Genomic DNA, 25,615 nt, shown 5'->3' with positions numbered 1-25,615 from the left:
CGTCACATCGACCAGCGCCGCAGCAGGTGGTGCGTGCCCCGATTCAGGAGCAGCGTCATCAGCACGATCAGCACCAGCGCCGCGAACATCAGCTCGACCCGCATCCGCGCATTGGCCATCAGCATGAGATAGCCAAGCCCCTTCGACGCCCCCACCCATTCGCCGATCACCGCCCCGGTCGGCGCATAGGTCACGGCGATCCGCAGCCCGGCACCGAGGTGGGGCAGGGCATGGGGCAGGCGCAGCCAGTGCAGTTCGCGCAGCCGCCCCGCGCGGGCGATCCGCGCGAGGTCGAGGACCTCGGCGGGCGTTCCGCGCAGCCCGTCGAGCAGCCCCGAGGCCACCGGGAAGAACACCAAGAGCACCGTCATGGCGATCTTGGGCGCGGGTCCGTAGCCGAGCCAGATGGTCAGGATCGGCGCCAGCACGAAGACCGGCAGCGCCTGCGAGGTCACCAGCAGCGGCCCGAGCAGCCGCAGCGCCGGCGGCGAGAGGCACATCACGATGGCGGTGGCGGCCCCCAGCGTCACGCCGATGGCCAGGCCCGCCGTCACCTCGCCGAAGGTCACAAGGAAATGCCCGGCCAGCAGGGCGCGTTCGGCGACCAGCACCTCGGCCACCCGCAGCGGCGAGGGCAGCACGAAGGGCGGCAGCAGCCCCAGCGCGCTCACCGCCTGCCAGAGCGCCAGCGGCAGCAGCAGGGTCAGCAGCCCCCTCATGCGCTGAGCCGCGCCAGCAGTGCCGCCGCCGCGAGCGCCAGTTCCGCATCGCCGGGCGCGCGCGGATGCGGCGGGGGCAGGGGGGGCACCTCGCCGATGGTGCCGTTGCCGACCAGCAGCACCCGGTTGCCCAGCCGCAGCGCCTCGGCCGGGTCATGCGTCACCATCACCACGATGCGCCCGGCCAGCCGGTCGTGGGCAAGGCTCTGCATCGCCAGCCGGGTCGCCGGGTCCAGCGCGCCGAAGGGCTCGTCAAGCAGGATCACCGGCGCGTCCTCGGCCAGCACGCGCGCCAGCGCCACCCGCTGGCGCTGGCCGCCCGACAGGGTATCGGGCCGCATGTCGCCGCGCCCCGCCAGCCCGACCGAGGCCAGCAGCGCCTCGGCCCGCTCCCGCCGCGCGGGCTCGCCGCGCAGCCGGGGCATCAGCAGCACGTTGTCGATAAGGCTCAGCCGCGGCTGCAACAGGTCCGCCTGCGCCATCCAGCCGATCCGCTCGGGCGCCCGCCTGTGGCCGTCAAGCCGCGCGGCGCTCTCCAGCCCGGCAATCAGCCGCAGCAGCGTCGACTTGCCCGACCCCGAAGGGCCGAGCAGGCAGGTCCACCCCACCCCGAAGGTCAGGTCGAGACCGCCGAGCAGCCGCTTCCCCTCCAGCTGGACGTCCCCGGCAATGGCGCAGGCCGCCCCGGTCACGGCCGCGCGATATCGGCCACCGCGGGCGCCGCCGGGATCAACCCCACCTCGGCCATATAGGCCCCGAAGGCCGCATAGCGCGCGGTGTCGAGCGCCACCGGATCGGTCGCAAAGAACGGCCGGGTATCGCCCCAGGCCAGCGCGTTCAGCCGGTCGTCCAGCTCGGGCGCATAGCTCTTGAAGCTCTCCCAGCCCGCCGCGTTGTCGGCCGCGATCTCGACCGCCGCCCGCGCCGTAGCCGCCATGAACCGCGCGATCCGGTCATCCCCGGCGATCTCCTTGCGCGCGACATAGATCAGCTCGTCATAGGCCGGCACGCCGTTCTCCTCGGGCAGGAAGCAGCGCCCCTCACGCTCGACCCCGCTCATCTGGTGCAGCTCGAAGTTACGGAACGCGCCCGAGACCGCGTCGACCTGTCCCGCCACCAGCGCCGGGGTCAGCGAGAAGTTGACGTTGACCTGCTCGACCTCGGCAGGCTCCACCCCGTTGGTGCGCAGCATGGTGTAAAGCAGCGCCTCCTCGATCCCGGCGACCGAAAAGCCCACCTTGCGCCCCTTCAGGTCGGCAAGCCCGTGGATCGGGCCGGTGGCATCGACCATGACACAGTAAAGCGGGTGGTTGACCAGCGTGCCCACCCGCACCAGCGGCAGCCCGGCGGCGTGCTGGAGGTAGAGCTGCGGCTGGTAGCTCACCGCGAGGTCGACGTTCCCGGCAGCGGCCATCTTTGGCGGGTCGGCGGGGTCGGCGGGCGCGATGATTTCGACCTCCAGCCCGGCCTCGGCGAAATAGCCGCGTTGCTGGGCCACGATGATCGGCCCGTGGTCGGGATTGACGAACCAGTCGAGCATCACCGAAAGCTGGTCCTGGGCCGAGGCCGGCGCCGCTAGAAGGCCGAGGATAAGCGTAAGACGTTTCACAGCGTTATGTCCTTGTCATGAAGAAATGGTCGGTCGGCCCGTGGCCTTCCCCGACGTTCAGGTTGTCGGCCCCGGCGATCGCGCCATGCACATAGGCCTTGGCGGCCAGCGCCGCGGCCTCGATGTCGCTCAGCCGCGCCAGCTGCGCCGCCAGCGCCGAAGAAAGGGTGCAGCCGGTGCCATGGGTGTTCTTCGTCCCGATCCGCGGCGCGGTGATCCAGCGCGACCCGCCCGGCCAGAGCAGCAGGTCGGGGCTCTCGGCATCGGGCAGGTGCCCGCCCTTGAGAAACACCGCCTTGGGCCCCAGCGCCAGCAGCGCCTCGGCCTGGGCGACCATCTCCTCGCGGCTCTGCGCCTCGGCCCTGTCCAGCAGGTCGGCGGCCTCGGGCAGGTTCGGGGTGATCATCGTCGCCATCGGCAGCAGCAGTTCGCGCAGCGCCGCCACCGCCTCCTGCGCCAGCAGCCGGTCGCCGCCCTTGGCCACCATCACCGGATCGACCACGATGGGAATGCCGCGCCCGCGCAGGCCATCCGCCACGGCGGCGGTGATCTCGGAACTGCCCAGCATCCCGATCTTCACCGCATGCACGGCGATATCGTCGAATACCGCGCGGATCTGCTCGGCGACGAAGCCCGCGTCGACCATCTGCACGGCGCGCACGCCCCGCGTGTTCTGCACCGTCAGCGCGGTGATCGCCGCCATGCCATAGGCGCGATTGGCCGAAATCGCCTTGAGATCGGCCTGGATCCCGGCGCCGCCCGAGGGGTCTGACCCGGCGATGGAAAGCACATTCGGAATCATGCCGCCCTCCAGGCTTCCGCCAGCGCCCGCGCCGCCGCTTCCGGGTCGGGCGCGGCGCTGATCGCGCTGACCACCGCCAGGCCGGCGCATCCCGCGCGTTTGAGCGCCGGTATGTCCGCCAGCCCGACACCGCCGATTGCGACCGCAGGCAGCCGCGTCGCCGCCACCATCCGCGCCAGCCCGTCCAGGCCGATTGGCGTGGCATGGTCCGGCTTACTCGCCGTCGCGCGCACCGGCCCGACGCCCAGATAGTCGACCCCCGCCGGCACCGCCGCCACATGCGCCTCGGTCTCGACCGAGAGGCCGAGCAGCGGCCCGTCGCCCAGCAGCGTCCGGATCTGCCGCGGATCGCCGTCCGACTGGCCGATGTGCAGCCCCTCGGCGCCGCAGGCCAGGGCCACTTCGATGCGGTCGTTGATGACCAGCGGCACCCCGGCGGCGCGCAGATGCGGCAGCAGCCGCTGCGCCTGCGCCAGCATCTCGGCGTCGCTGGCGGTCTTGTCGCGCAGCTGCACCACGCTGGCCCCGCCCCGCAGGGCGGCCAGCACCAGCGCGTCGTCGACCCCGTCAGGCGTAACGAAATAGACCGAGAGTTTCATGCCTCGGTCACCTTCGCCCCGGCGGATAGCGTCCCGGCGTCGATGCTGTGCAGCGCGTCGAGGAAGGCGACGGCAAAGCTGCCCGGCCCCTGCGACGTTTCCGCCGCGATCTCGCCCGCCAGCCCGAAATAGGCCAGCGCCGCCACCGCCGCCTGCAACGGCGGCTGGGTCGCGGCAAAGGCCGCCATCACACCGCCCAGCGAACAGCCGAGCGCGGTGATGCGCGGCATCGTCGCGTCGCCGTTGGCGATTCGGAAGGACCGGCTGCCGTCGGTCACGAAATCCACTGGCCCGGTTACGGCGACCACGGCCCCCGAGGCGCGCGCCAGCGCCAGTGCTGCGCCTTCGGCATCGGCCACCGAGTCGGCGCTGTCCGCCCCCTTGCCCCGCGCCGCTTCGCCGGCCAGGGCCATGATTTCCGAAGCGTTTCCCTTGATGATCGTCGGCTTCAGCGCCAGCAGGTCGCGCCCCGCCTGCCGCCGCATCGCCGTCGCGCCCACGGCGACCGGGTCGAGCACCCAGGGCTTGCCCTGCTGCGCGGCAATGCTTGCGGCGGCCTTCATCGAGGCGATCCAATGCGCCGAGAGCGTGCCGATGTTGATCGTCAGCGCCTGGGCGATGGCGGCGAATTCCGCGGCCTCCTGTTCGGCATGCACCATCGCGGGCGAGGCCCCGACGGCCAGCATCACGTTGGCCATCACGTTCATCGAGACGTAGTTGGTGATATTCTGCACCAGCGGCGCACCCTGGCGCATGGTGGTCAGGCAAGTGCCCCAGTCGGTCATCTCTCGGTCCTCCGTCTGGGCGCAGGAACGGGGGAGAGATCGGCCGTATTCGGGGCAATCTTCCGCGACTTCCTCCGCCAGCATGATCTGGTTCAGGTTCAAAGGGTGCTTCTCAGCCCGCAAGCGCGGACGCCCCTGTCACGGCGCTGTGGTAGACCCGGGCCGGGGCGCTTGTCCAGCGCGCTCTGGCGGAATGCGCGGTTCGACCTGTGGACAAGCTGTGCGCATCCTGTGGGCAAGCCGCGACTGAGGCGCAAAGAACACGCCGCAAGCCATGGATTCCAAATGGCTTCCTTCGCTGGCCCGGCTCTGTTAACCTCCCGGCAACAAAAAGAAGACGAGGCAGAGAGACAGGCAGATGATGACGGGCTTTCGCGGCACGTTCGTCCTGTCCTGGTCGCAGACCGAGGTCGAGGGGCAGTCTCCCGCGCCGATCGAGGCGCTGTTGGTCGGGGCGTCCTGGACCTGGCATGGCGAGGCGGTCCGGGTGGACGGGCCCAACGACGTGCTGCGGCTGGAGAGAGGCGAGGACCAGATCGAGCTGCGCCGCCGCGCCGCCCGCAAGGTGCGCCGCCTGGTCGGCACGGCACTGGGCCGCGTGCCCGCTACCCCGGTCGAGACCAACGAGCCGCTGATGGAGGCGCGCTTCGTCGTCACCGACGGGGCGCGAGGCTATACCGCCACGCTGATCGAGGTGGCACCCGGCCAGCCGCCGCTGCTGATGTTCGTCGACGAACTGCCGCCGCGCGATACCGATCTCTACGTCGTCCACTGCGCGCTCGGCCGCTTCGTCGCGCCGACACCGGCGAAGAACGCCGGTGTCATCTGCTTCACGCCGGGCACGATGATCGCGACCCCCGAGGGGCCGCGCCCGGTCGAGGGGTTGCGTGAAGGCGACCGCGTGCTGACGCTCGACAACGGCCCGCAGGAGGTCTGCTGGATCGGCGCGCGCCGGATGAGCGGCGCGCGGCTGCATGTCGATCCGCGCCTGCGGCCCGTGCGCATCGGGGCAGGGGCGCTGGGCATCGACCGCCCCGGCCAGGCGCTGCTGGTCTCGCCCGAACACCGGATGCTGGTGCGCGGGCCGGTGGCCCAGGCACTGTTCAACACCCGCGAGGTGCTGGTCGCCGCGCGCGACCTGGTGAACCTTACCACCATCACCACCGAGAGCAGGCTGCGCGAGGTCACCTATATCCACCTGCTGCTGCCCGCCCATCAGGTCATCTGGGCCAATGGCGTGGAATGCGAGAGCTTCCACCCCGCCAGCGCCGAACTGGACGCGCTCGACGCCACCGACCGGACGCGCCTGCTGGCGCTGCACCCGGAACTGGCGCGCGACCCGCACCGCTACGGCGGCTACGCGCGCCGTAACCTCAGCGCCTCCGAAGCGGCCATACTGCGCTACGAGGCCGCCTGAGGCCGGAATTCTCCAAGAATTCCGGTCCGTTTTCCTTGCAGGAAAACGGCGTCCGGAAACCGCCGGGCATCCCGGCAATCACGTGTTGACTCCCCCGCCACCGCCGCTATAAGCGCGGCTTCATTGGTGTTGGTGGACCCCGCAAGGGGAACCCTGTCGTCCGGCAACGGAAAAAGGACAACGCCCTTCAACCGCCGCGCCCGCGCGGCACCCAACGAAGGAGATCAGCCGTGACCAAACGCACGTCTGCCAAGTACAAAATCGACCGCCGCATGGGCGAGAACATCTGGGGCCGTCCCAAGTCCCCGGTCAATCGCCGCGAATACGGCCCCGGCCAGCACGGCCAGCGCCGCAAGGGCAAACTGTCCGACTTCGGCACCCAGCTGCGCGCCAAGCAGAAGCTCAAGGGCTACTACGGCGACCTGACCGAGAAGCAGTTCCGCCGCATCTACTCGGACGCCGAGCGCGTCAAGGGCGACACCGGTGAGAACCTGATCGGCCTGCTCGAGCGCCGCCTCGACGCCGTCGTCTACCGCGCCAAGTTCGTGCCGACCATCTTCGCCGCCCGCCAGTTCGTGAACCACGGCCACGTGACCGTGAACGGCAAGCGCGTGAACATCCCCTCGTACCGCGTCAAGGAAGGCGACGTGATCGAGGTCCGCTCGAAGTCCAAGCAACTCGCCCTCGTGCTCGAGGCCGTCGGTCTCGCCGAGCGTGACGTGCCCGACTACATGGAAGTCGACCACTCCAAGATGACCGCGACCTTCGTGCGCACGCCGGCCCTCGGCGACGTGCCCTATCCGGTCCTGATGGAGCCGAACCTGGTCGTCGAATACTACGCCAAGAACTGATCCTTTCAGTTCCGATCGCATACTGGAAACCGCGCCGGGCAACCGGCGCGGTTTCTGCTTTTGGGGCAGGGCCTTAGCGCAGCTTCTTGAAGATGCGGCCCTTGCCGCATTTCTCCAGAAGCCGGCGGTCCCGGTCGAGCCCGACATGGCCGCAGCCGATCACATAGGCGCCGGTGCGCATCTTTCCGACCAGGTATTGCTCGAAGTCGTTCTGCGCGTCGGGGTCCGAGAAGGGGCGATAGAAATAGACCACGTCCCAGGGCGCGTAGTCGAAGCTGTTGCAATCGCCGCCATAGATCCGTTCGCCCAGGCCGAAGACCCGGCGGCCCTGGTCGATCAGCTCGGGGGCATGGTCGAACCCTTCGAGCCTGCGGAACTCGAAACGGTCGGTGGCGCCCAGCAGGAAGAGGTTGCGGCCCGGCCCGCAGCCCGCCTCGACCAGGTCGACCCGACGATGCCTCAGGTCGGGGTCGGCATAGTCGGGGTCGGCGGACAGCGCGGCTTCCAGGTCGAACATGCAGTCGAAGAAGTCGGCCAGGTCCAGCGGGATATAGGGGAAGGACGCCGCCGGCGCCTGCGCTTCCTCCAGACCGGCGGTGGTGATCTGCGCCAGCGCGGCTTCGAGGATCTTCAGCTTGTCCCGCAGCCGGGGCAGAAGGGCCGCAACCCGCGCCAGGTCCTCGACCGCTGTGTCGATGGCGAAATCGTTGCGCAGGCGCTCCATTTCCTCCATCGCGGCCCCGCCTCAGCGTCCATTTTCGAGCTTGCTCACGCGTTGCTCGATCCGGGCCATGTCCTTCTGGTATTTCTCATAGGCCTTGTTCAGCAGCTGGATGCGGTCGTTCAACTGGCGCCGGCTCTCGTCGAGCCTGCTTGAGTTTTCCTTGGCCTGACGCTGGTTCTGGGCAATGGTCTGTTCCTGGGTCTGCACCTGTTTTTCCAGACGCGAGACCTTTTTCTCAAGCTGGTCGACGCGCTTCTTCAACTCGATGACGGTCTTTTCCACAGACATGGACCAACTCCTCCCAAAGCGTCGGATGTTCCCGGCGACGAATTCTCCCTGAAAATGGCCCCGCAAGGGGCGCAGCGTCCGACTATTGGACCACCTCACCCCGCGCTTGGCAACAATCTTGCGCACCTTCGGGCGGGACGGGCGTCCCAACCCGTGACCGGGCGGTCAGACCAGCGCCGCGGTGTCGCCGTCGCCTTCGAGATCGCGCGCCGCCATCTGCGCCTCGGCCACCACGCAGAGCGCGGCCACGTCCGTGCCGCGGTCCTGGCGGACCACGCAGTCACTCAGGCTCACCGCACCAAAGCCCGCATCCGCCATCAGCGCGCGGATATAGTCGGGGGAATGGGCAAACCGCCGCGTCTCGCGCAGCTCGACCGGCTGGGTGCCGCGCTCGACCGTGAAGGCCAGGCGCCCGCCGGGGGCCAGGCTGCCGGCGCACCAGGCTACGACCCGTTCCAGCGCGCCGACATACATGAAGACGTCGGCGGCGGCGATCAGGTCGAAACGCTCCGCTCCCAGCTCCAGCTCGGTGATGTCGCGCTTGTCGAGCTGGTCATAGACGCCCTTCGCCTTGGCCTCGGCCAGCATCCCGGCCGAAATGTCCCAGCCTTCCAGCCAGCCGACCGACCCGCGCAGCACCTCGCCCATCAGCCCGGTGCCGCAGCCGAGATCCAGCGCGCGGCCGGCGCGGCGGAACCCGGCGCGGCCAAGTGCCTCCATCAGCAGCCAGGGACCGCGATAGTTCAGCCGGTCGACCAGCGCGGTGTCGAAGCGGGGCGCGTAGTCGTCGAACAGCAGTTCGACAAAGGACGAAGGCATCGTCTCGACCGTGCGTACCTCGCGCGCCAGCGCCCACCGCAGGCCCGCGCCCAGCCGGTCGGCGGGATCGGCGGCCATTGCCTTCTGCCAGGCCACGGCGGCCAGCTCGCGCCGTCCGGCCTGTTCCAGCCATTCGCCCAGCCGATACCAGCCCGCGGCCCAGTCGGGCACCAGCGCCATTGCGCCGGTCAGAACTTCGATGGCGGCGTCCAGATCGCCGTCCTGCGCCATGGTTTCGGCGAATTCCACGCGCCGGTCAGCGGCCGGATCGCCCGAGGGAAACGGTCTTGCAACCACGTTCATGACTTTCAAAAGGTCCGTTCATTTGCCGGAAATGGCCATGCGACGGGCAACATGCCTGCGGGTCGCCCCCGCATCGGCAGCGCGTAAATACCTGTTTTCGAAACCTGTCAATCTGTCTCGAAGGGCCGCTCACGGCGACGAAACATTTACCGCCATGCGGGCGCGGCCTCCCGCGATATCCCGCTTGACGGAACGGATCGAAGCGGCTTGATTAACCCTCACATATTTTACCAAATCGAGAATTAACCAGTGGCCTATTCCCTTTCTGCCGCCGTCGGTGACGGCAAGTCGAAATCCCCCAAACCCGCGAACAAGAAGAAGGACGTCGAACTGGTGCAGCTGATGCTGCTCGCCAACGGCTATCCGGTCGACATCAGCGGCAGCGTCGACAGCGCGACGCTCAGCTGCATCACGGCCTTTCAGCGCAAGGGCGGCAAGGTCAAGCAGCCCGATGGCGTGATCCAGCCCGGCGATGCGACCTGGAAGGCGGGGCTGCCCAAGCTGACCCGCCGCGCCAAGGAGCTGGAGAACTTCGAAGCCTACGAGGTGGTCGAGAACGGCAAGAAGAAGCTGATCACCGTCCAGGAATACATCCGGATCGAGGAAGAGACCAGGTCGCGCATCATCGGGCGGGCGCGGTCGATGTCGATCGACGCCGAGCGGATCTATGACCTCATCCAGGAGATGCACAAGGTTTCGGACGGCAGCGAAGGCTATATCAACGCCTTTATCAGCCTGGGCGTCCGTATGGCCAAGAACATCGAGATCCCGTCGAATTCCGCCGCGCTCGACGCCAAGGCCGCGGCGGATCTCATCATCGCCTATGCCGACCGCAGCAAGCCCGACTGGGCCAAGGTCAACGCGCAGCACAAGAAGGCGGTCGACCTGCTGAACAAGGCCAAGAAGGAATGGGAAGCCTACGAGAAGAAATTCGTCGAGGGCACCGAGGCCGGGCTGATGGGCGCGACCATCACCCGCGACGTGAGCTTCGGCGTGCTCGAGGTGCTGGCCACCGGCTACCTGGTAACGACGCGCGGAATGCCGCTGACCCAGGCCAACGCCCTGGCGGCGACAGGGTGCGAGGCGCTCAAGACCGGGGCGGGGGAGGTCGGCGAATACGCCGCCAACGACAAGTTTGACCCCAGGGGCTCGGCTCGGCGGATCATCGGCAACTCGGCCATCGCGGGCGCCTCGGCGCTGGTCGGCGGCAAACTGACCGGCCCGGTGATGAAGAAGATCGCGGGCAAGCTGGGCGAACAGTTCGCCCGCCGCGTTTCGGCGCGGGCGGCCAATTACGCCTGGCCCTTCGTCGAGAAGGTGATCGACAGCCAGGTCGGCCAGGCCCTGATCGAGAACGCCACCAAGGAAACCATCAAGCTGTTCCAGAAGCCGATCTCGGAAGGCAAGCTGCCCGGCGAGGACGACATCGTGAACGGCGCGATCGCCGTGCTCACCGGCAGCTTCTTCAAATGCGCCCCGGTCAAGGCCTTTGCCGATTTCGATGCCAACTGGCCGAAGAAGGCGCTTTTCGAGCTGTCCGACAGCCATGCGCGGCCGGCGATCAAGGCGATCAAGCTGCAGATGGTCAAGCATTTCCCGAACGAGACGGTGAACGAGCTGATCTCGAAAGGCGGCAAGGACATCATCAACGAGGTCTCGACCAAGCTGCTCGAGCAGGCCTCCACCATCGGCCTGCAGGCGGCCTATTCCGGCGCCACCGGGACCGAGACCAAGGAGGCCGATTTCCGCAAACGCGCGGCGGCGGCGGTGGCCAATGATGCCAAGCTGGCCCGCGAATTCGAGATGGCGGTGCTGAAAGAGGCGGAACGCCGGCTGAAGAAGATGGAAAAGGCGCGCTGACCCCGCCCACGGGGGTGCCGGGATATCCGGCACCCGGCGCGGCTCGGCCCGCGCCGATCCGCCGAGATCATTGCCAGCCCACTCCCGATAACGCAGGATGGCCCGGACCTGGCCGCCCCCGCGGTCGTACCGCAGGAGCCGAGAGTGACCCATCCCGTCTACGGCCGCATCGAGGGCCCCATCGTCATCATCGGCTTCGGCTCGATCGGGCGCGGCACGCTGCCCCTGATCGAGCGGCACTTCGACTTTGACGCCGACCAGCTGGTGGTGATCGAACCCAGCGACGAGGTCGCAAACTTCCTCCACCAGCACAAGATCCGCCATCTCCAGACCGCGATCACGCGCGAGAACCATCGGGGAATACTTTCCGACTTGTTCAAGAATGGCAAAGGCTTCTGCGTCAATCTTAGTGTGGATACATCCTCGCTCGACATCATGAAGCTCTGCCGCGAACTGGGCGTGCTCTACATCGACACCGTGGCCGAACCCTGGGCCGGTTTCTACTTCGAGACCACCGACAACGAGGCGCGCACCAACTATGCCCTGCGCCAGGCGATCCGCGACGAGAAGGCGCGCCATCCCGGCGGGCCCACCGCGGTCAGTTGCTGCGGCGCCAACCCCGGCATGGTCAGCTGGTTCGTGAAAGAGGCGCTGATGACCCTCTCGCGCGACATCGGCCGCAACGACCCGATGCCCGCCGACCGCGCCGGCTGGGCACGCCTGATGCAGGCCCTCGGCGTCAAGGGCGTCCACATCGCCGAGCGCGACACCCAGGCCCGCCGCACGCCCCGCCCGCGCGGCACCTTCGTCAACACCTGGTCGGTCGAGGGGTTCATCTCGGAAGGTTTCCAGCCTGCCGAACTCGGCTGGGGCACGCATGAGACCTGGTTCCCCGACAACGGCTACCGCCACCCCGCCGGCTGCCGCGCGGCGATCTGGCTGGAACGCCCCGGCGCGATCACCCGCGTCCACACCTGGTGCCCGACGCCGGGGCCGCAGTTCGGCTTCCTCGTCACCCATAACGAGGCGATCTCGATCTCGGATTACTACACCGTCGGCCCGGCGGACGCGCCCGAGTTCCGCCCCACCTGCCACTACGCCTATCACCCCTGCGACGACGCCGTGCTCAGCCTGCACGAGATGTTCGGCTCGGGCCGGCAGCAGACCGAACACCACATCCTTGCCCCCGACGAGATCGTCGAGGGCATCGACGAGCTGGGCGTGCTGCTCTTCGGGCACGAAAGGAACGCGCTCTGGTATGGGTCGCGCCTCTCCAACGCCCAGGCGATGCGCCTGGCGCCATACCAGAACGCCACCGGCCTGCAGGTCAGCTCGGCGGTGATCGCCGGCATGGTCTGGGCGCTGGAAAACCCCGAGGCGGGGATCGTCGAAACCGACGAGATGGACCACGTCCGCTGCCTCGAGGTGCAACAGTTCTACCTTGGCCCGGTCGAGGCGCATTACACCGACTGGACACCCCTGCAGGACCGCTGGGAGCTGTTTCCCGAGGATATCGACGAAACCGACCCCTGGCAGTTCCGCAACGTGCTGGCGAGCTAAGCGGTCTCGACGCAATGCCGCCGGAAGGCGCGCTTGAGCATGTCCAGCTCGGCGCGCAGCAGGGCGACCTCGGCGCGCAGGTCGTCGACCATGGCATCGCCGGCGATCAGGGTGAAATGGCCGAGCACCGCGTCACTGGAGGCATCGCTTATCAGGAAGGTCTGCACCCCGTCGGCAATCGCCTCGGTCGGTACCGGAACCGCCAGCTCCCACTCTTCGGGCTGACCGGCTTCGATCAGGGTGACGCCCTCCACCGGCCGGTCCATCAGCGTCACCCGCAGGTCCGGCTTCATCGCCGCGCCGCTGACGCGGCCTTCCCACAGGCCGTTCTTCAGCCGGATCCGGGTCAGGGTGAGCTGGCTCATCGTCTCTCTCCTCAGAGCGCGGCGCGCGGGTGGCGGGCGAAGGTCAGGTCGCGCAGCGTGACCTGGTTCATCTCGGGCGCCTCGAAGATCAGGTCGAGCCAGGCGTGCTCGATCCGCTTCTCGTTCAGCTTGCAATAGGCCATGTCGAATTCGACCAGCACGTCGGGCTCGTTCAGTGGCAATTCGCGCACGATCTGCTCGGTGTTCGGCCCGTGGCGCACGTTGAGGCGGGCGAAGATCTCCAGTGGCTTCTCGGTCTCGATGATCGAGGTGACGCGGATCAGATGCGACCGGTTCAGCCCGTTGACGGCTTCGTTGGGCAGTTCGACCGCCAGCGACAGGAACGAGCCGTCAAAGCGGAACACGTCCAGCCGCAGGCCGTAGGGCGCAAGATCGGCCTCGCGCTGGTTGCGCAGCTGGCGCAGGGTCAGCTCCGAGACCGCGCAGTCGTGGAACAGCGTAACCTCATTGTCGATGGGGAAGCGCGTCGGTGCCGAGGCGACGCCCGGCGCTGCCAGCGGACCGCGCCACAGGGCAGGGCGCCAGGCCCAGTCGGTGCAATGCGGGCGCGGGAAGAAGCTGGTGCCGATGGCGGGCAGGGCAAGCCGTCCGTCGGCGACATGGATCAGCGCGTCGAGATGGCTGCGCAGGCTGCGCGCCTGCGTGCGCAGCTGGCGCAGCTCGGCCAGGGACATGTTCCCGGCTGCCTCGGCCGCATTGCGCCAGCGGCGCAGCGCGCCCGCCTTCCACAGCCGCTCGACCAGTCTGCTCATCCCGTCCCCGTTGCGCGTCCTGCGCCGCTTTCCGACTATCTAGCCAATAGGTTGCGGTCAGATAAACCGGGAATTGCGTGCAAGGGCAGGAATTCGGCCGCTTCTATTGCGCCTTGCCTGCCGTCAGCGTGGCGCTGGCGCTGCGGGTGCGGGCCGACAGCCCGGTGAGCAGGCGCGCGCCGTCGCGGCCCAGGGCCCGGCTGCCGTTGGGCGCATAAAGCCCGACCGCCACCATGTGCCGCCCCACCAGGAAGACGCCGCGCCAATGGGTCGAGCTGACATCCTCCAGCGGCTTCGGCCCGTCGGGCAGGCGGGCCAGCACCAGCCCCTCGCCGCGCGCGGTGTCCAGCACCTTGGCGCTCCCGGCCGAGCGGGCGATATCCGCGGTGGTCGGCAGCTTGTCTCCCGGCGTCCATGGTGCAGTGGTCACGGTGACGATGGCCAGCGGCTGGGTGCCGAAGAAGCCGCGCACGCCGAGGGTGTCGCAGCGCGCCATCATGGCAAAGCCCTCGCTGCCCGACCGCCGCACCGAGCGGCGGTCAAAGCAGTAGCCCTCGGGTGCGGCCAGCACGATCTCGCCCGCGCCGAGGCGCACCTGGGCCATGCGCGCATGGGCATCCTCGTCGCTCTGCGCGCCGAATTCCCCGGCAAAGGGCAGGCCGGTCGCCTCGTCGCATCCGGCCAGGGTCAGTGCCGCCAGCAGAAGCGCCGCGACCCTACAGGTCCATGTAGACATGAGTCTCCGCCTTGCCGCCGGGATGGGTCACGGCGCCCTTGTTAGTCGCCCCGACGAGTTGGGCATATTTCCACAGCGCGCCCGAGGTGTAGATCGTCTTGCGCGGTCCCGGCCAGGCGGCCTTGCGCTCTGCCAGTTCCTCGTCGGTCAGGTTGACCGAGATGGTGCCCTCGATGGCGTTGATGGTGATGACATCGCCGGTCGCGATCAGCGCGATCGGCCCGCCATGCGCCGCCTCGGGGCCGACATGGCCGACGCAGAAGCCACGAGTCGCGCCGCTGAAGCGGCCGTCGGTGATCAGCGCGACCTTCTTGCCCATGCCCTGGCCCGACAGCGCGGCGGTGGTGGCCAGCATCTCGCGCATACCGGGGCCGCCTGCAGGGCCCTCGTTGCGGATCACGATGACCTCGCCTTCCTTGTAGGTCCGGTTCTGCACCGCCTCGAAGGCGTCCTCCTCGCATTCGAAGACGCGGGCGGGGCCGGTGAAGATCTGGTGCTGCGGCTCGATCCCGGCGACCTTCACGATGGCGCCCTCGGGGGCGAGGTTGCCCTTCAGGCCCACCACGCCGCCGGTCTTGGTGATCGGGGTCGAGACCGGGTGGATGACACGGCCATCCGCCTCGCGGGTGATCTTGTCCAGTTCCTCGCCGACGCTGTTGCCGCTGGCGGTCATGCAGTCCTCGTGGATCAGCCCGGCCTTGCGCAGTTCCTTCATCACGACCGGCACGCCGCCGGCCTCGTAGAGGTCCTTGGCCACATAGGCCCCGCCCGGCTTGAGGTCGACGAAATAGGGCGTCTCGCGGAAGATCTCGCAGACGTCCATCAGGTCGAAGTCGATGCCGGCCTCATGGGCGATGGCGGGCAGGTGCAGCCCGCCGTTGGTCGACCCGCCGGTGCAGGCGACAATGCGCGCGGCGTTCTCCAGGCTCTTGCGGGTGACGATGTCGCGGGCGCGGATGTTCTTCTCCAGCAGCGTCATCACCGCCTGGCCCGAGGCCTCGCAGTAATGGTCGCGCGATTCATAGGGGGCAGGGGCCCCGGACGAGTTGAACAGCGCCAGCCCGATGGCTTCCGAGACGCAGGCCATGGTGTTGGCGGTGAACTGGCCGCCGCAGGCGCCTGACGAGGGGCAGGCCACCCGTTCCAGGATATCCAGCGCGGCGTCGCTCATGGTGCCGTTCTGGTGGCGGCCGACGGCCTCGAACATGTCCTGCACGGTCAGGTCGCGGTTGGCGAAATCCTCGGGCACATCCGCGCCGGCGGGCGCGCGGCCCGGCAGGATCGAGCCGCCGTAGATGAAGACCGAGGGCACGTTGAGGCGGACCATCGCCATCATCATCCCCGGCAGCGACTTGTCGCAGCCCGCGACGCCGACCAGCGCGTCATAGCAATGGCCGCGCATCGTCAGCTCGACCGTGTCCGCAATCGCCTCGCGCGAGGCGAGCGAGGCGCGCATCCCCTCGTGGCCCATGGCGATGCCGTCGGTGACGGTGATGGTGGTGAACTCGCGCGGGGTGCCGCTGGCGGCCTTCACACCCATCTTCACCGCCTGCGCCTGCCGGTTCAGCGCGATGTTGCAGGGCGCGGCCTCGTTCCAGCAGGTCGCCACGCCGACCAGCGGCTGGTGAATCTCGGTATCGGAAACGCCCATCGCGTAGAGAAACGACCGGTGCGGCGCCCGCGCCGGGCCCTCGGTAACATGTCGGCTGGGCAGCTTCGACTTGTCGAATTCGCGCTTGAGCATCGCTGGTTTCCTCCTGAATCCCCGTCCCGCTGGAATAGACTGACGCCCCTGTGTTCACAAGTGCGAAGGGTCTCTCTGCGCTGACGCACCTTGTATTTGCGCGGGCAATGCTTAGGGTTCCTTTCCTGCCGAACGTATCGGATACCGGAACTCGAGAGACTCATGGAACGCACGCTGTTCGGCTTCATCTGGAAGTATTCGGCGCGCCAGCAGATTGGTCTGCTGGCGCTGACCGTGCTTACCTTCCCCTTCCTCTACGCCTCGCTTGAACTGCCCAAGCGGATCATCAACGAGGCCATCGGTTCCCAGACCGAACGGATCGACCTCTACGGGTTCACGCTGACCCAGGTCGAATTCCTGATGGTGCTCTGTTTCGCCTTCCTGCTCACCGTGCTGATCGGCGGGCTGATGAAGATGCGGCTGAACACCATGAAGGGCGTGCTGGCAGAACGGCTGCTGCGCCGCCTGCGCTATTCGCTGATCTCGCGGATGATGCGCTTTCCCACCAGCTACTTCCGCACCACCTCGCAGGGCGAACTGGTCTCGATGATCACCTCCGAGGCCGAGCCGATGGGCGGGCTGATGGGCGACGCGGTGGCGCAGCCCGCCTTCCAGTTCGGTCAGATGATGACGATCCTGACCTTCCTCTTCATGCAGAGCTTCTGGTTCGGCCTCGCCTCGGTCGCGCTGATCCCGTTGCAGGCCTGGCTGATCCCGCGCCTGCAACGCCAGATCAACCTGCTGAACAAGGCCCGCATCCAGGAAATCCGCCACCTCTCCTCCGAGATCGGCGAGAGCGCGGCCGGCATCTCGGACCTGCGCGAGAACGGCGGCTGGCGGTACCGGCTGGCCCAGTTCACCGACCGCCTCGGGCGGCTGTTCGATATCCGCTTCCAGATCTATCAGAAAAAATTCTTCATGAAGTTTCTGAACAATCTGATCACCCAGATGACGCCCTTCCTGTTCTACTCGGTCGGCGGCTACCTGGCGATCCGGGGCGATATCACGGTGGGTGCGCTGGTGGCGGCGCTGGCGGCCTACAAGGACCTCGCCAGCCCGTGGAAGGAACTTCTCGACTACTACAACGAGGTGCAGGACATGTCGCTGCGCTGGGTGGTGGTGACCGAACGCTTTGCCCCGCGCGGCATGATCCCGGAAGAGCTCTTCGAGGGCGAACCCGACGAGATTCCGCATCTCGACGGCTCCATCGAGCTGAAGGACGTCACCGTGCTCGACCAGGACGGCAACGTCGTGCTCGAAGACCTGACCCTCTCGATCCCGCCCGGCGCGCGGGTGGCGATCCAGTCCGACAAGCCGAACGAACGCGCCGCCTTCGCGCAGCTGCTCACCCGCGAGATCGTGCCGCAGAGCGGCCATGTCGCCATCGGCGGCTATCCCATCGACACGCTGCACCAGGCGGTGATCGCGGCGCGCGTCGGCCACGCCCACTCGCGTCCCTACCTGTTCGACGGCACGCTGGGTGACAACCTGCTGATGCCGCTGCGGATCAAGCCGCAGGAGGTCAGCTGGGACCCGGAAGGGCGCGACCGTTACCTGCGCGAAGCGCTTCGTTCGGGCAACAGCACCGACATGCTCGACGTCAACTGGGTCGACCCGGCGCTGGCCGGGCTCGACGACGGCGAGGATGTCCGCGACTGGTGGTTCAAGCTGGTCGAGGCCATGGGCATCGACGAGCAGTATTTCCGCCGCACCCTGCGCGCCCGCTTCGACCCCGAACTGCACCCGGAGTTTGCCCGCAGCATCGTCGAACTGCGCCCCGAGATCGCCCGCCGGCTCACCGAAAAGGGCCTCGACGCGGCGATCCACCGCTTTGATCCCGAAGCCTTCAACCCGGCGGTTCCGCTGGGCGGCAACCTGCTCTTCGCCACACCGGCGCGCAGCATCAGCCAGCAGGCGCTGGCCGCCGAGAACAGCTTCATCCACATGCTCTTCGACACTGGCCTCGCCGACGAGGGGCTGAACATCAGCCAGGGCGTGATGGACACGCTGGCCCAGACCTTCGGCCGCGACGGCACCGACAACCCGCTGTTCCGCAAGCTCGGCATCGACATCGACACCTACCACCGCCTCAGCGACATCGCCGCCAAGCGGGCGCGGGTGGGCGACGACGGCCTCAGCCGCGAGGAAAGTGCGCTTTTGCTCACGGTGCCCTTCCTGCTGACCGCCGAACAGATCGGCCCGACCTTCCCCGAGCACTTCAAGACCGAGATCCTGGAACTGCGCCGGACCAGGGCCGACCAGTTGCGCGCCTATGCCGGCGACATGTTCGTGCCGCTCTCGCCCGATGCCTACATGCCCCGCCTGACCCTGACCGAGAACGCGATCTATGGCCGTATCTCGATCATGGCCGGCGCCCGCGCCGAGGCGATCGAGAATACCGTGGCCGAGGTGCTGACCGAACACGATCTGCGCCAGGCCGCGGCAGTGACGCTCTACGACCTGACGGCGGGCCTTGCCGGGAACAACCTGCCCACCATCCTGCAGGAACGCGCCGCCTTCAGCCGCGCCGCGATCAAGCGGCCCGATATCCTGGTGATCGACCACGCCCTTGCCAGCCACGACAGCGCCAGCCGCACCCGCACCCGCGAGAAGCTGCGCGAGCTGATGCCGAAGACGACCATGCTCTTCCTCGAGGACAATTTCGAACACCCCGAGAACTACGACATGTTCATCGAGATCCGCGACGGCCGCGCCGATGGCGGCAGGTGCACAACGCACCGGATGGACGCCAAGGGCTCGAAGGACTTCCAGCGCAAGCTGCGCGTGGTCGCCAGCAACGATCTCTTCGCGCGCCTCGACAAGCGCAATCAGCGCCTGCTGGCCTTCAGCGCGCAATGGTACCACGCCCGGCCGGGCGAGGTGGTCTTCGCCCACGGCGATCCGCCGGATGCCGCCTATCTCTGCCTCTCCGGCGCGGCCGAGCTGCGCTGGCCCGAAGGCGAGGCGGGCGACGGGCCGATCACCGTGGTCCGTCCCGGCCGCCTCATCGGCGACCTCATGGTGATCACCGGCCAGCCGCGCCAGGCCGAGCTGGTGGCGACCGAGGAAACCACCTTCCTGCGCATCGGCGCCGAGGAACTGCGCACCGTGATCGAGGGCGACGGCAAGATGGCCATGCACCTGCTCGAAACCATGGGGCAGAACCTGTCCGGCGTCGTGGGCACGATCATCACCGCCCGCCGCCACACCGGCGAGGCGCCCTCGGCCGAGCTTGTCACCCGGATCCCGCCTCCGCCGCGCCCGGTGCCGATGGATGTCTGACTATCCCTACGCCGCCCATGAAACCCTGGTGGCGCCCGCGCGGCGTCGCCCCGAGCTCTGGCGCCTGCTGGCCGGGCTGGCGCTGATCGCGGTTGTCACCATCGGCCTCGGCATCGTGTTCCGGGGCACCCTGGCCACGGTGTTCCGCCTCCGCCCGGATCTCGCCATCGACCTGGCCCGCAGCAACACGCCCGGCGCGCTGCTGCTGATGCTCTACAGCTATGCCTTTGTCATCGTCGCCGTCGTCGTCGCGGCGCGGATGATCCATGACCGGGGCCTTGTCAGCCTGGTCGGCCCCACCGACCTCGCCCTGCGCCAGTTCGGCAAGGTGATCGGCCTGCTGCTGCTGGTGAACCTCGCCATGTTCCTGCTGCCGCCCTATGGCGGGGAAGGCGAACTGGTGCGCAACCTCGACACCCGCACCTGGCTCGCCCTGCTGCCGCTCTCGCTCGGCGCGATCCTGGTGCAGACGGCGAGCGAGGAGCTGCTCTTCCGCGGCTACCTCCAGCAGGCGCTCGCCGCGCGCTTCCGCTCGCCGCTGATCTGGATGCTGGTGCCCGCGCTGCTCTTCGGCATCGGCCACTACCAGCCGACGGCGGCGGGGGACAACGCCTGGGTGATCGTGCTCTGGACGCTCTGCTTCGGCGTCATCTCCGCCGATCTCACCGCCCGCGCCGGCACCCTCGGGCCGGCCATCGCCCTGCACATGGTCAACAACGCCACCGCGCTGCTGCTGGTCTCGCTACCCGGCCCGCAGAGCGGCCTGTCGCTTGCCACGCTGCCCTATGGTATGGATGACCAACAGAACCTGTCCCTGTACCTGGTGCTCGACTTCGCCTTTCTGCTGATCGGCTGGCTGGCCGCGCGCATCGCCATCCGGCGCTGATTGCAATTGCCGGACGGCGGGACTATTTCAGGGCCCCACAGAGGCCGCAAGGAAACCGCAGATGAACTGGATCACCAACTACGTCCGGCCCCGGATCAACTCGATCTTCTCCCGCCGCGAGACGCCCGAGAACCTCTGGCAGAAATGCGACGAGTGCGGAACGATGCTGTTCCACCGCGAGCTGTCGGGCAACCAGAACGTCTGCACCAACTGCGGCCACCACATGGCGATCACCCCGCGTGAACGCTTCAACGCCCTCTTCGACAACGGCATCTTCACCGAGGTGAAGGTCCCCGAGCCGCTGGCCGACCCGCTGCAGTTCCGCGACCAGAAGAAATACCCCGACCGCATGAAGGCCGCGCAGAAGCAGACCGGCGAGAAGGAGGCGATGCTTGTCGCCACCGGCGAGATCGGCCGCACCCCCATCGTCGCGGCGGCGCAGGACTTCTCCTTCATGGGCGGCTCGATGGGCATGTATGTCGGCAACGCCATCATCGCCGCCGCCGAAGAGGCGGTGAAGCTCAAGCGCCCGCTGATCCTGTTCTCGGCCGCCGGCGGCGCACGGATGCAGGAAGGCATCCTCTCGCTGATGCAGATGCCGCGCACCACCGTGGCGATCCAGATGCTGAAAGAGGCCGGGCTGCCCTACATCGTGGTGCTGACCCACCCGACGACCGGCGGCGTCACTGCCTCCTACGCGATGCTGGGCGACGTGCATATCGCCGAACCCAACGCGCTGATCTGCTTCGCCGGCCCCCGCGTGATCGAACAGACCATCCGCGAGAAGCTCCCCGAGGGCTTCCAGCGCGCCGAATACCTGCTCGACCACGGGATGCTCGACCGGGTGACGCCCCGCACCAAGCTGCGCGACGAGCTGATCTCGATTGTGCGCCTGCTGCTGGGCATGCCGCAGGCGGTCAAGGGCGATCTCGCCCCGCCCGAGCCGACAGCCAAGCCCGAGGCGACTGCCGGAAAATGACCAGCGCCAGCTCGGACGCCATCCTGCAACGGATGATGGCGCTCCACCCGAAGATCATCGACCTCACGCTCGACCGCGTGTGGCGTCTGCTCGAAGCGCTCGGCAATCCGCAGGACAGCCTGCCGCCGGTGATCCACATCGCCGGCACCAACGGCAAGGGCTCGACCCAGGCGATGATCCGCGCCGGGATCGAAGGGGCAGGGCAGGTGGCCCACGCCTATACCTCGCCGCATCTCGCCCGCTTCCACGAGCGCATCCGCGTCGCGGGCAAGCTGATCTCCGAAGCCGACCTGACCGCGGTGCTCGACGAGTGCTATGCCGCCAACGGGGGCGAGGCGATCACCTATTTCGAGATCACCACCTGCGCCGCCCTGCTGGCCTTTGCCCGCACGCCCGCCGATTACACCCTGCTCGAAGTCGGCCTCGGCGGCCGCCTCGACGCCACCAACGTGATCGCGAAACCGGCGCTGACCATCATCACGCCCATTTCGATGGACCACGAAAGCTACCTCGGTGACACCCTCGCCAAGATCGCCTTCGAAAAGGCCGGGATCCTCAAGCGCGGGGTGCCCTGCGTCGTCGGCCCGCAGCCCGACGAGGTGATGGAGGTGATCGAGCGTCAGGCCGCCCGCCTCGGCGCGCCGCTGATCGCCCGGGGCCAGCACTGGCATTCCCGGCGCGAGCGCGACCGGCTGGTCTTCGACGACGAGACCGGCCTGCTCGACCTGCCGCTGCCGAACCTGCTCGGCGCGCATCAGGTCGACAACGCCGGCGCCGCGCTGGCGGCGCTGCGCCACCTCGGCATGACCGAGGCCGCCTGCGAGGCCGCCGTGACCCGCGCCTTCTGGCCTGCCCGGATGCAGCGCCTGACCACCGGCCCGCTGCCCGACTCCGCGCCCGGCGTCGAACTCTGGCTCGACGGTGGCCACAACCCCGCTGCGGGCGAGGCGCTGGCGCATGTGCTGGCCGAGATGCCGAAACGGCCCACCCACCTGATCTGCGGGATGCTGAACACCAAGGACGTCGGCGGCTACCTCCGCCCGATGGCGCCGCATGTGGCCAGCCTCACCGCCGTCTCGATCCCCGGCGAGGCCAATACCCTGCCGGCCGAGACCACGGCCCAGACCGCGAAGGTCGCCGGCATGAGCGCCACCACCGCGCCCGACGTCGCCACCGCGCTCGCCACCATAGCGGCCTCCGATCCTTCCGCCCGCGTCCTGATCTGCGGCTCGCTCTACCTCGCCGGATCGGTCCTGCGCGAGAACGGCTGACGCTCTCTTGCGGGAATCGCCGGACAGGCGCACCGTGATGCCTTCTCATCATGGGAGTGCGCTGGAATGGCCGTTCTCAAGAAAGGTGCGAAGGGCAAGGAGGTCGAGAAGCTTCAGGAAGGCCTGAACAAGCTCGGCGCGAAGCCAAAGCTCAAGGTGGACGGGATCTTCGGACCGATCACCGAGGGGCAGGTCAAGGTCTTCCAGAAGAAGAACAAGCTCAGGCCGGACGGCCAGGCCGGTCCGGAAACACTGGCCAGCGTCAAATACGGCGGCCCGTTGCCGGAGATGACGGTCAAGGACTATGAAAAGCAGGCGGCCGAACTGGCCGTGGTCTTCATCAGTCGCCAGAACATCATCCTTGCCTACAACCGGATGAAGGCCGAAGCCGACGCACTGGCCTCGGTTGCCGACAAGGAGGTGCCCAACGCGACCAAGATCTACATGGACTCCATCCCGCTCTGGGTGAAGGCGATGGAAATCAGCGCCGGGATCGTGAAGATGCAGAAGGAGTTCAAGGATCTGCGCCTGACCGACCCGGCCAAGGCCGAGGCATTGGTCAAGAAATGCGAGGCCGAAGCAAGCAAGATCGAGGCCCATATCTCGGGAAAGATCTCGCCAAGTTCCAAGAAGTCGTCCGAGAGCCTGCGGGCAGTCCGCAAGAAGGTTGAAACTTCGGTCGCGGCGTTCAGGAAGGAAATCGATCTGGTCGAGAAGACGCTCGAAGCGATCTTCTCCATGTGAGGTGCGCGGACTGCCCTAGTCGTCCGCGCCCCAGTCCGCGCCCTGCATCTCCATCAGCCGCGAGGCGGTGCGGGCGAACTCGAAGGTGCCTTCGCCCTCGACATAGAGCATGTCCGGCACCGCCGCCGCGCTGGCGATCAGCCGCACCTTCGCCTCATAGAGGGCATCGATCAGCGTCACGAAGCGCTTGGCCTCGTTGAAGTTCGACCGCGACAGCCGCGGGATGTCGTCCAGCACCAGCACCCGCACCGCCTGCGCGATGGCAAGGTAGTCCGCCGGCCCCAGCGGTTTGCCGCACAACTCGTAGAAGGTCGCCCGCGCCACCCCGTTGCGGAAGGCGGGCAGCACCACTTCGCGCTTGTTCACCACCAGCGTCAGCGGCTCCGCCGGCCCGCCGGTCAGGTCGCGCCAGACCGAATCCACCGCCGCCCGGCTCGCCGGCCCGATGGGCGTGAAATAGACCTCCATCCCCTGCAGCCGCCCCTGCCGGTGGTCATTCGGGCTGACCAGCTCGCGCACGTCCATCCGCTCCTTGATGAGCTGGATGAAGGGCAGGAACAGCTGCCGGTTCAGCCCGTTCTTGTATAGCTCGTCCGGATGCCGGTTCGAGGTGGTCACCACCGTGACCCCGCCCGCGAACAGCGACTCGAACAGACGGCCCACCAGCATCGCGTCGGTGATGTCGGTGATCTGCATCTCGTCGAAAGCCAAGAGCCGCACCGTGCGCGCCACCTCGGCCGCGACCGGGGCGAGGGCATCCTCGATATTGGCTTGCCGCGCCTTGTGCAGCCCGGCGTGGATCTCCTGCATGAAGGCATGGAAGTGCACGCGGCGCACCGGGATGCCGTGCAGGCTGGCCACGAAGAGATCCATCAGCATCGACTTGCCGCGCCCGACGCCGCCCCAGAGGTAGAGGCCCTTCGGCGGCTCGGGCGCCCGACGGAACAGCCCGCGTTTCACCGGCTGCGCCAGGGCTGCCCGGATCCGTTCGAATTCGGGCAGGATTGCCTTCTGCGCCGGGTCTTCCCGCAGCGCCCCCGAGGCAATCCGCTCCGCGTATAGACGTTCGATCTCGCTCATGGTCCTGCCATAACGCGGCGCCCCGGGATTGAAAAGCCGGGCCGGCGCCGGGGCTTGAATCAGAATTATTGATGGGTGAAGTAAATTCTCCTGAATTGACGCCGCGCGCGGGTTCCCTATGGTCTCGCGCTGAATGCCGCCCGTTTGCGGCCCCGAGGAATTCCAATGCAACGCCCCGCTTCCCTCTTCACGCCAGTCCTCCTGGTCGGTTGTGCCATCATCCTTGTCAGCTTCGCGATCCGCTCCTCCTTCGGCGTGTTCCAGATCCCGATCGCCGAGGAATTCGGCTGGCTGCGCGCCGACTTCTCGCTCGCCATCGCCATCCAGAACCTGATGTGGGGCATCGGCCAGCCGATGTTCTCGGCCCTGGCCGAACGCATCGGCGACCGCCGCGCCATCGTGCTCGGCGCGCTCTGCTATGCCGGCGGCCTGCTGCTCTCGGCCGCCTCGACCACCCCGCTCGAACACCAGACCTACGCCACGCTGGTCGGCTTCGGCATCGCCGGCACCGGTCTCGGCACCATCCTCGGCGTGGTCGGCCGCTCCGCCACCGAGGGCAACCGCTCCATGTCGCTCGCCATCGTCGCCGCGGCCGGCAGCGGCGGCCAGGTGATCGGCGCGCCGGTGGCCGAATGGCTGCTCTCGATCATGTCCTGGCAGCAGACCTTCACCGTCTTCGCCGTGATAATCATCGCCGTCCTGGCCCTGCTGCCGATGATGCGCGCGCCCGAGGCCCCGGCCAGCGCCAGCGCGCCGCAATCCATGGGCAACGCCCTCATGGGCGCCTTCCGCGACCCGTCCTACGCGATGATCTTCCTCGGCTTCTTCTCCTGCGGCTACCAGCTCGCCTTCGTCACCGCCCACTTCCCGGCCATGGTGACCGAGATGTGCTCGCCGATCCAGGAGGGCGGGGTGCTCGCCGCGCTCGGCATCTCGACCACCTCGGCGCTGGGCGCCGTGGCGCTGTCGATGATCGGCCTGGCCAATATCTGCGGCACGCTGCTCGCCGGCTGGCTGGGCAAGACCTATTCCAAGAAATACCTGCTCGCCGGAATCTACACCGGCCGCACCATCGCCGCCGCGGTCTTCATCCTGATGCCGATCACGCCCGAATCCGTGGTGATCTTCTCGATGGTCATGGGCTCGCTCTGGCTCGCCACCGTGCCGCTGACCTCGGGCCTCGTCGCGCAGATCTACGGGGTGCGCTACATGGGCACGCTCTACGGCTTCATCTTCCTCAGCCACCAGCTCGGCAGCTTCATCGGCGTCTGGCTCGGCGGGCGGATGTATGATGCCTTCGGCGATTATACCGCCGTCTGGTGGATCGGCGTGGCCGTCGGCGCCTTCAGCGCCGTCGTGCACCTGCCGGTGCGCGAGACGCCCCTGGCCTCGCGCAGCCTGGCCGCCGCCTGACCCCGG

Annotated in this window: 24 protein-coding genes and 1 riboswitch; of the genes, 10 read left to right on the top strand and 14 right to left on the bottom strand. The window is 67.9% G+C overall.

The features are described from left to right. Positions 1 to 2: 2 nt before the first annotated feature. From IE266_RS12225 to thiM, 6 genes are read right to left on the bottom strand one after another with little or no spacing between them, the layout of a single operon-like run. On the bottom strand, positions 3 to 719 hold the full coding sequence (locus IE266_RS12225; RefSeq protein WP_189680370.1) for an ABC transporter permease: 717 nt from the start codon (positions 717 to 719) through the stop codon (positions 3 to 5). Beyond that, positions 716 to 1,411, bottom strand: coding sequence for an ABC transporter ATP-binding protein (locus IE266_RS12220; RefSeq protein ID WP_373310570.1), 696 nt, complete (start codon positions 1,409 to 1,411; stop codon positions 716 to 718). The genes IE266_RS12225 and IE266_RS12220 overlap by 4 nt, the downstream gene beginning before the upstream one ends. Then, positions 1,408 to 2,328 (bottom strand): ABC transporter substrate-binding protein, encoded by a 921-nt coding sequence (locus IE266_RS12215; protein WP_189680369.1) that lies wholly within the window; start codon positions 2,326 to 2,328, stop codon positions 1,408 to 1,410. Before IE266_RS12215 ends, IE266_RS12220 begins: the two co-directional genes overlap by 4 nt. 4 nt (positions 2,329 to 2,332) lie before the next feature. Continuing rightward, complete coding sequence (gene thiD, locus IE266_RS12210) at positions 2,333 to 3,130, bottom strand: bifunctional hydroxymethylpyrimidine kinase/phosphomethylpyrimidine kinase (RefSeq protein ID WP_189680368.1); 798 nt, start codon at positions 3,128 to 3,130, stop codon at positions 2,333 to 2,335. Further along, the gene (gene thiE / locus IE266_RS12205) at positions 3,127 to 3,729 is read right to left on the bottom strand and encodes a thiamine phosphate synthase (protein ID WP_189680367.1); all 603 of its coding nucleotides are present in this window, start codon (positions 3,727 to 3,729) and stop codon (positions 3,127 to 3,129) included. The genes thiD and thiE overlap by 4 nt, the downstream gene beginning before the upstream one ends. Continuing rightward, positions 3,726 to 4,514 (bottom strand): hydroxyethylthiazole kinase, encoded by a 789-nt coding sequence (gene thiM / locus IE266_RS12200; protein ID WP_189680366.1) that lies wholly within the window; start codon positions 4,512 to 4,514, stop codon positions 3,726 to 3,728. The genes thiE and thiM overlap by 4 nt, the downstream gene beginning before the upstream one ends. Positions 4,515 to 4,566: 52 nt before the next feature. Beyond that, a riboswitch (TPP riboswitch) is annotated at positions 4,567 to 4,661 on the bottom strand. A gap of 211 nt (positions 4,662 to 4,872) precedes the next feature. On the opposite strand from thiM, the gene IE266_RS12195 reads away from it, so the two are divergent. After that, positions 4,873 to 5,931: a Hint domain-containing protein gene (locus IE266_RS12195; protein ID WP_189680365.1), complete on the top strand. Its 1,059-nt coding sequence runs from the start codon at positions 4,873 to 4,875 to the stop codon at positions 5,929 to 5,931. Between the two features lie 230 nt (positions 5,932 to 6,161). After that, the gene (gene rpsD / locus IE266_RS12190) at positions 6,162 to 6,782 is read left to right on the top strand and encodes a 30S ribosomal protein S4 (protein ID WP_189680364.1); all 621 of its coding nucleotides are present in this window, start codon (positions 6,162 to 6,164) and stop codon (positions 6,780 to 6,782) included. Positions 6,783 to 6,855: 73 nt separating this feature from the next. Here the strand turns inward: rpsD and IE266_RS12185 are convergent, their stop codons facing one another. The 3 genes from IE266_RS12185 to IE266_RS12175 all read right to left on the bottom strand — a co-directional run bounded on the left by IE266_RS12185 (position 6,856) and on the right by IE266_RS12175 (position 8,910). Further along, positions 6,856 to 7,515, bottom strand: a complete 660-nt coding sequence (locus tag IE266_RS12185; RefSeq protein ID WP_189680363.1) for a class I SAM-dependent methyltransferase — start codon at positions 7,513 to 7,515, stop codon at positions 6,856 to 6,858. A 12-nt stretch (positions 7,516 to 7,527) separates the two neighbouring features. Further along, a complete protein-coding gene (locus IE266_RS12180; protein WP_189680362.1) occupies positions 7,528 to 7,794 on the bottom strand; it encodes a hypothetical protein in 267 nt (88 codons plus the stop codon). Positions 7,795 to 7,959: 165 nt separating this feature from the next. Next, positions 7,960 to 8,910 carry a class I SAM-dependent methyltransferase gene (locus IE266_RS12175; protein WP_229864056.1) on the bottom strand — a complete coding sequence of 317 codons (951 nt, stop codon included), beginning with the start codon at positions 8,908 to 8,910 and terminating at the stop codon, positions 7,960 to 7,962. 255 nt (positions 8,911 to 9,165) lie between these two features. Between IE266_RS12175 and IE266_RS12170 the strand changes: the two genes are divergently transcribed. Both IE266_RS12170 and IE266_RS12165 read left to right on the top strand, forming a co-directional pair. Then, positions 9,166 to 10,776 (top strand): hypothetical protein, encoded by a 1,611-nt coding sequence (locus IE266_RS12170; RefSeq protein ID WP_189680360.1) that lies wholly within the window; start codon positions 9,166 to 9,168, stop codon positions 10,774 to 10,776. Positions 10,777 to 10,920: 144 nt separating this feature from the next. After that, positions 10,921 to 12,336, top strand: a complete 1,416-nt coding sequence (locus tag IE266_RS12165; RefSeq protein WP_189680359.1) for a homospermidine synthase — start codon at positions 10,921 to 10,923, stop codon at positions 12,334 to 12,336. On the opposite strand, the gene IE266_RS12160 is transcribed toward IE266_RS12165, so the two are convergent. From IE266_RS12160 to ilvD, 4 genes are all read right to left on the bottom strand, one after another. Then, the gene (locus IE266_RS12160; RefSeq protein WP_189680358.1) at positions 12,333 to 12,701 is read right to left on the bottom strand and encodes a hypothetical protein; all 369 of its coding nucleotides are present in this window, start codon (positions 12,699 to 12,701) and stop codon (positions 12,333 to 12,335) included. The two genes, IE266_RS12165 and IE266_RS12160, sit on opposite strands and share 4 nt — an antisense overlap. An 11-nt stretch (positions 12,702 to 12,712) precedes the next feature. Continuing rightward, positions 12,713 to 13,474 carry a DUF6478 family protein gene (locus IE266_RS12155; protein WP_189680357.1) on the bottom strand — a complete coding sequence of 254 codons (762 nt, stop codon included), beginning with the start codon at positions 13,472 to 13,474 and terminating at the stop codon, positions 12,713 to 12,715. A gap of 103 nt (positions 13,475 to 13,577) precedes the next feature. Next, positions 13,578 to 14,210, bottom strand: a complete 633-nt coding sequence (locus IE266_RS12150; protein ID WP_189680356.1) for a hypothetical protein — start codon at positions 14,208 to 14,210, stop codon at positions 13,578 to 13,580. Next, positions 14,191 to 15,954, bottom strand: a complete 1,764-nt coding sequence (gene ilvD / locus IE266_RS12145) for a dihydroxy-acid dehydratase (RefSeq protein ID WP_189680355.1) — start codon at positions 15,952 to 15,954, stop codon at positions 14,191 to 14,193. Before ilvD ends, IE266_RS12150 begins: the two co-directional genes overlap by 20 nt. Positions 15,955 to 16,116: 162 nt before the next feature. Between ilvD and IE266_RS12140 the strand changes: the two genes are divergently transcribed. From IE266_RS12140 to IE266_RS12120, 5 genes are all read left to right on the top strand, one after another. Next, positions 16,117 to 19,236, top strand: coding sequence for an ABC transporter transmembrane domain-containing protein (locus tag IE266_RS12140; RefSeq protein WP_189680354.1), 3,120 nt, complete (start codon positions 16,117 to 16,119; stop codon positions 19,234 to 19,236). Beyond that, on the top strand, positions 19,229 to 20,122 hold the full coding sequence (locus tag IE266_RS12135) for a CPBP family intramembrane glutamic endopeptidase (protein ID WP_189680353.1): 894 nt from the start codon (positions 19,229 to 19,231) through the stop codon (positions 20,120 to 20,122). Before IE266_RS12140 ends, IE266_RS12135 begins: the two co-directional genes overlap by 8 nt. 61 nt (positions 20,123 to 20,183) lie before the next feature. Next, the gene (gene accD / locus IE266_RS12130; protein WP_189680352.1) at positions 20,184 to 21,101 is read left to right on the top strand and encodes an acetyl-CoA carboxylase, carboxyltransferase subunit beta; all 918 of its coding nucleotides are present in this window, start codon (positions 20,184 to 20,186) and stop codon (positions 21,099 to 21,101) included. Continuing rightward, on the top strand, positions 21,098 to 22,372 hold the full coding sequence (locus tag IE266_RS12125) for a bifunctional folylpolyglutamate synthase/dihydrofolate synthase (RefSeq protein ID WP_189680351.1): 1,275 nt from the start codon (positions 21,098 to 21,100) through the stop codon (positions 22,370 to 22,372). Before accD ends, IE266_RS12125 begins: the two co-directional genes overlap by 4 nt. A 66-nt stretch (positions 22,373 to 22,438) precedes the next feature. Further along, positions 22,439 to 23,116, top strand: coding sequence for a peptidoglycan-binding domain-containing protein (locus tag IE266_RS12120; RefSeq protein WP_189680350.1), 678 nt, complete (start codon positions 22,439 to 22,441; stop codon positions 23,114 to 23,116). A gap of 15 nt (positions 23,117 to 23,131) precedes the next feature. Here IE266_RS12120 and zapE read toward each other — a convergent pair whose 3' ends face one another. Further along, the gene (zapE, locus tag IE266_RS12115) at positions 23,132 to 24,196 is read right to left on the bottom strand and encodes a cell division protein ZapE (RefSeq protein WP_189680349.1); all 1,065 of its coding nucleotides are present in this window, start codon (positions 24,194 to 24,196) and stop codon (positions 23,132 to 23,134) included. Positions 24,197 to 24,361: 165 nt separating this feature from the next. Between zapE and IE266_RS12110 the strand changes: the two genes are divergently transcribed. Continuing rightward, positions 24,362 to 25,609 carry an MFS transporter gene (locus tag IE266_RS12110; protein ID WP_189680348.1) on the top strand — a complete coding sequence of 416 codons (1,248 nt, stop codon included), beginning with the start codon at positions 24,362 to 24,364 and terminating at the stop codon, positions 25,607 to 25,609. Positions 25,610 to 25,615 lie beyond the last annotated feature (6 nt).

This window comes from Seohaeicola zhoushanensis, assembly GCF_014656415.1.
GTDB lineage: Bacteria > Pseudomonadota > Alphaproteobacteria > Rhodobacterales > Rhodobacteraceae > Seohaeicola_A > Seohaeicola_A zhoushanensis.
Note: the sequence above shows the minus strand (reverse complement) of the source record. Positions and strands in the feature narration are given on the sequence as shown.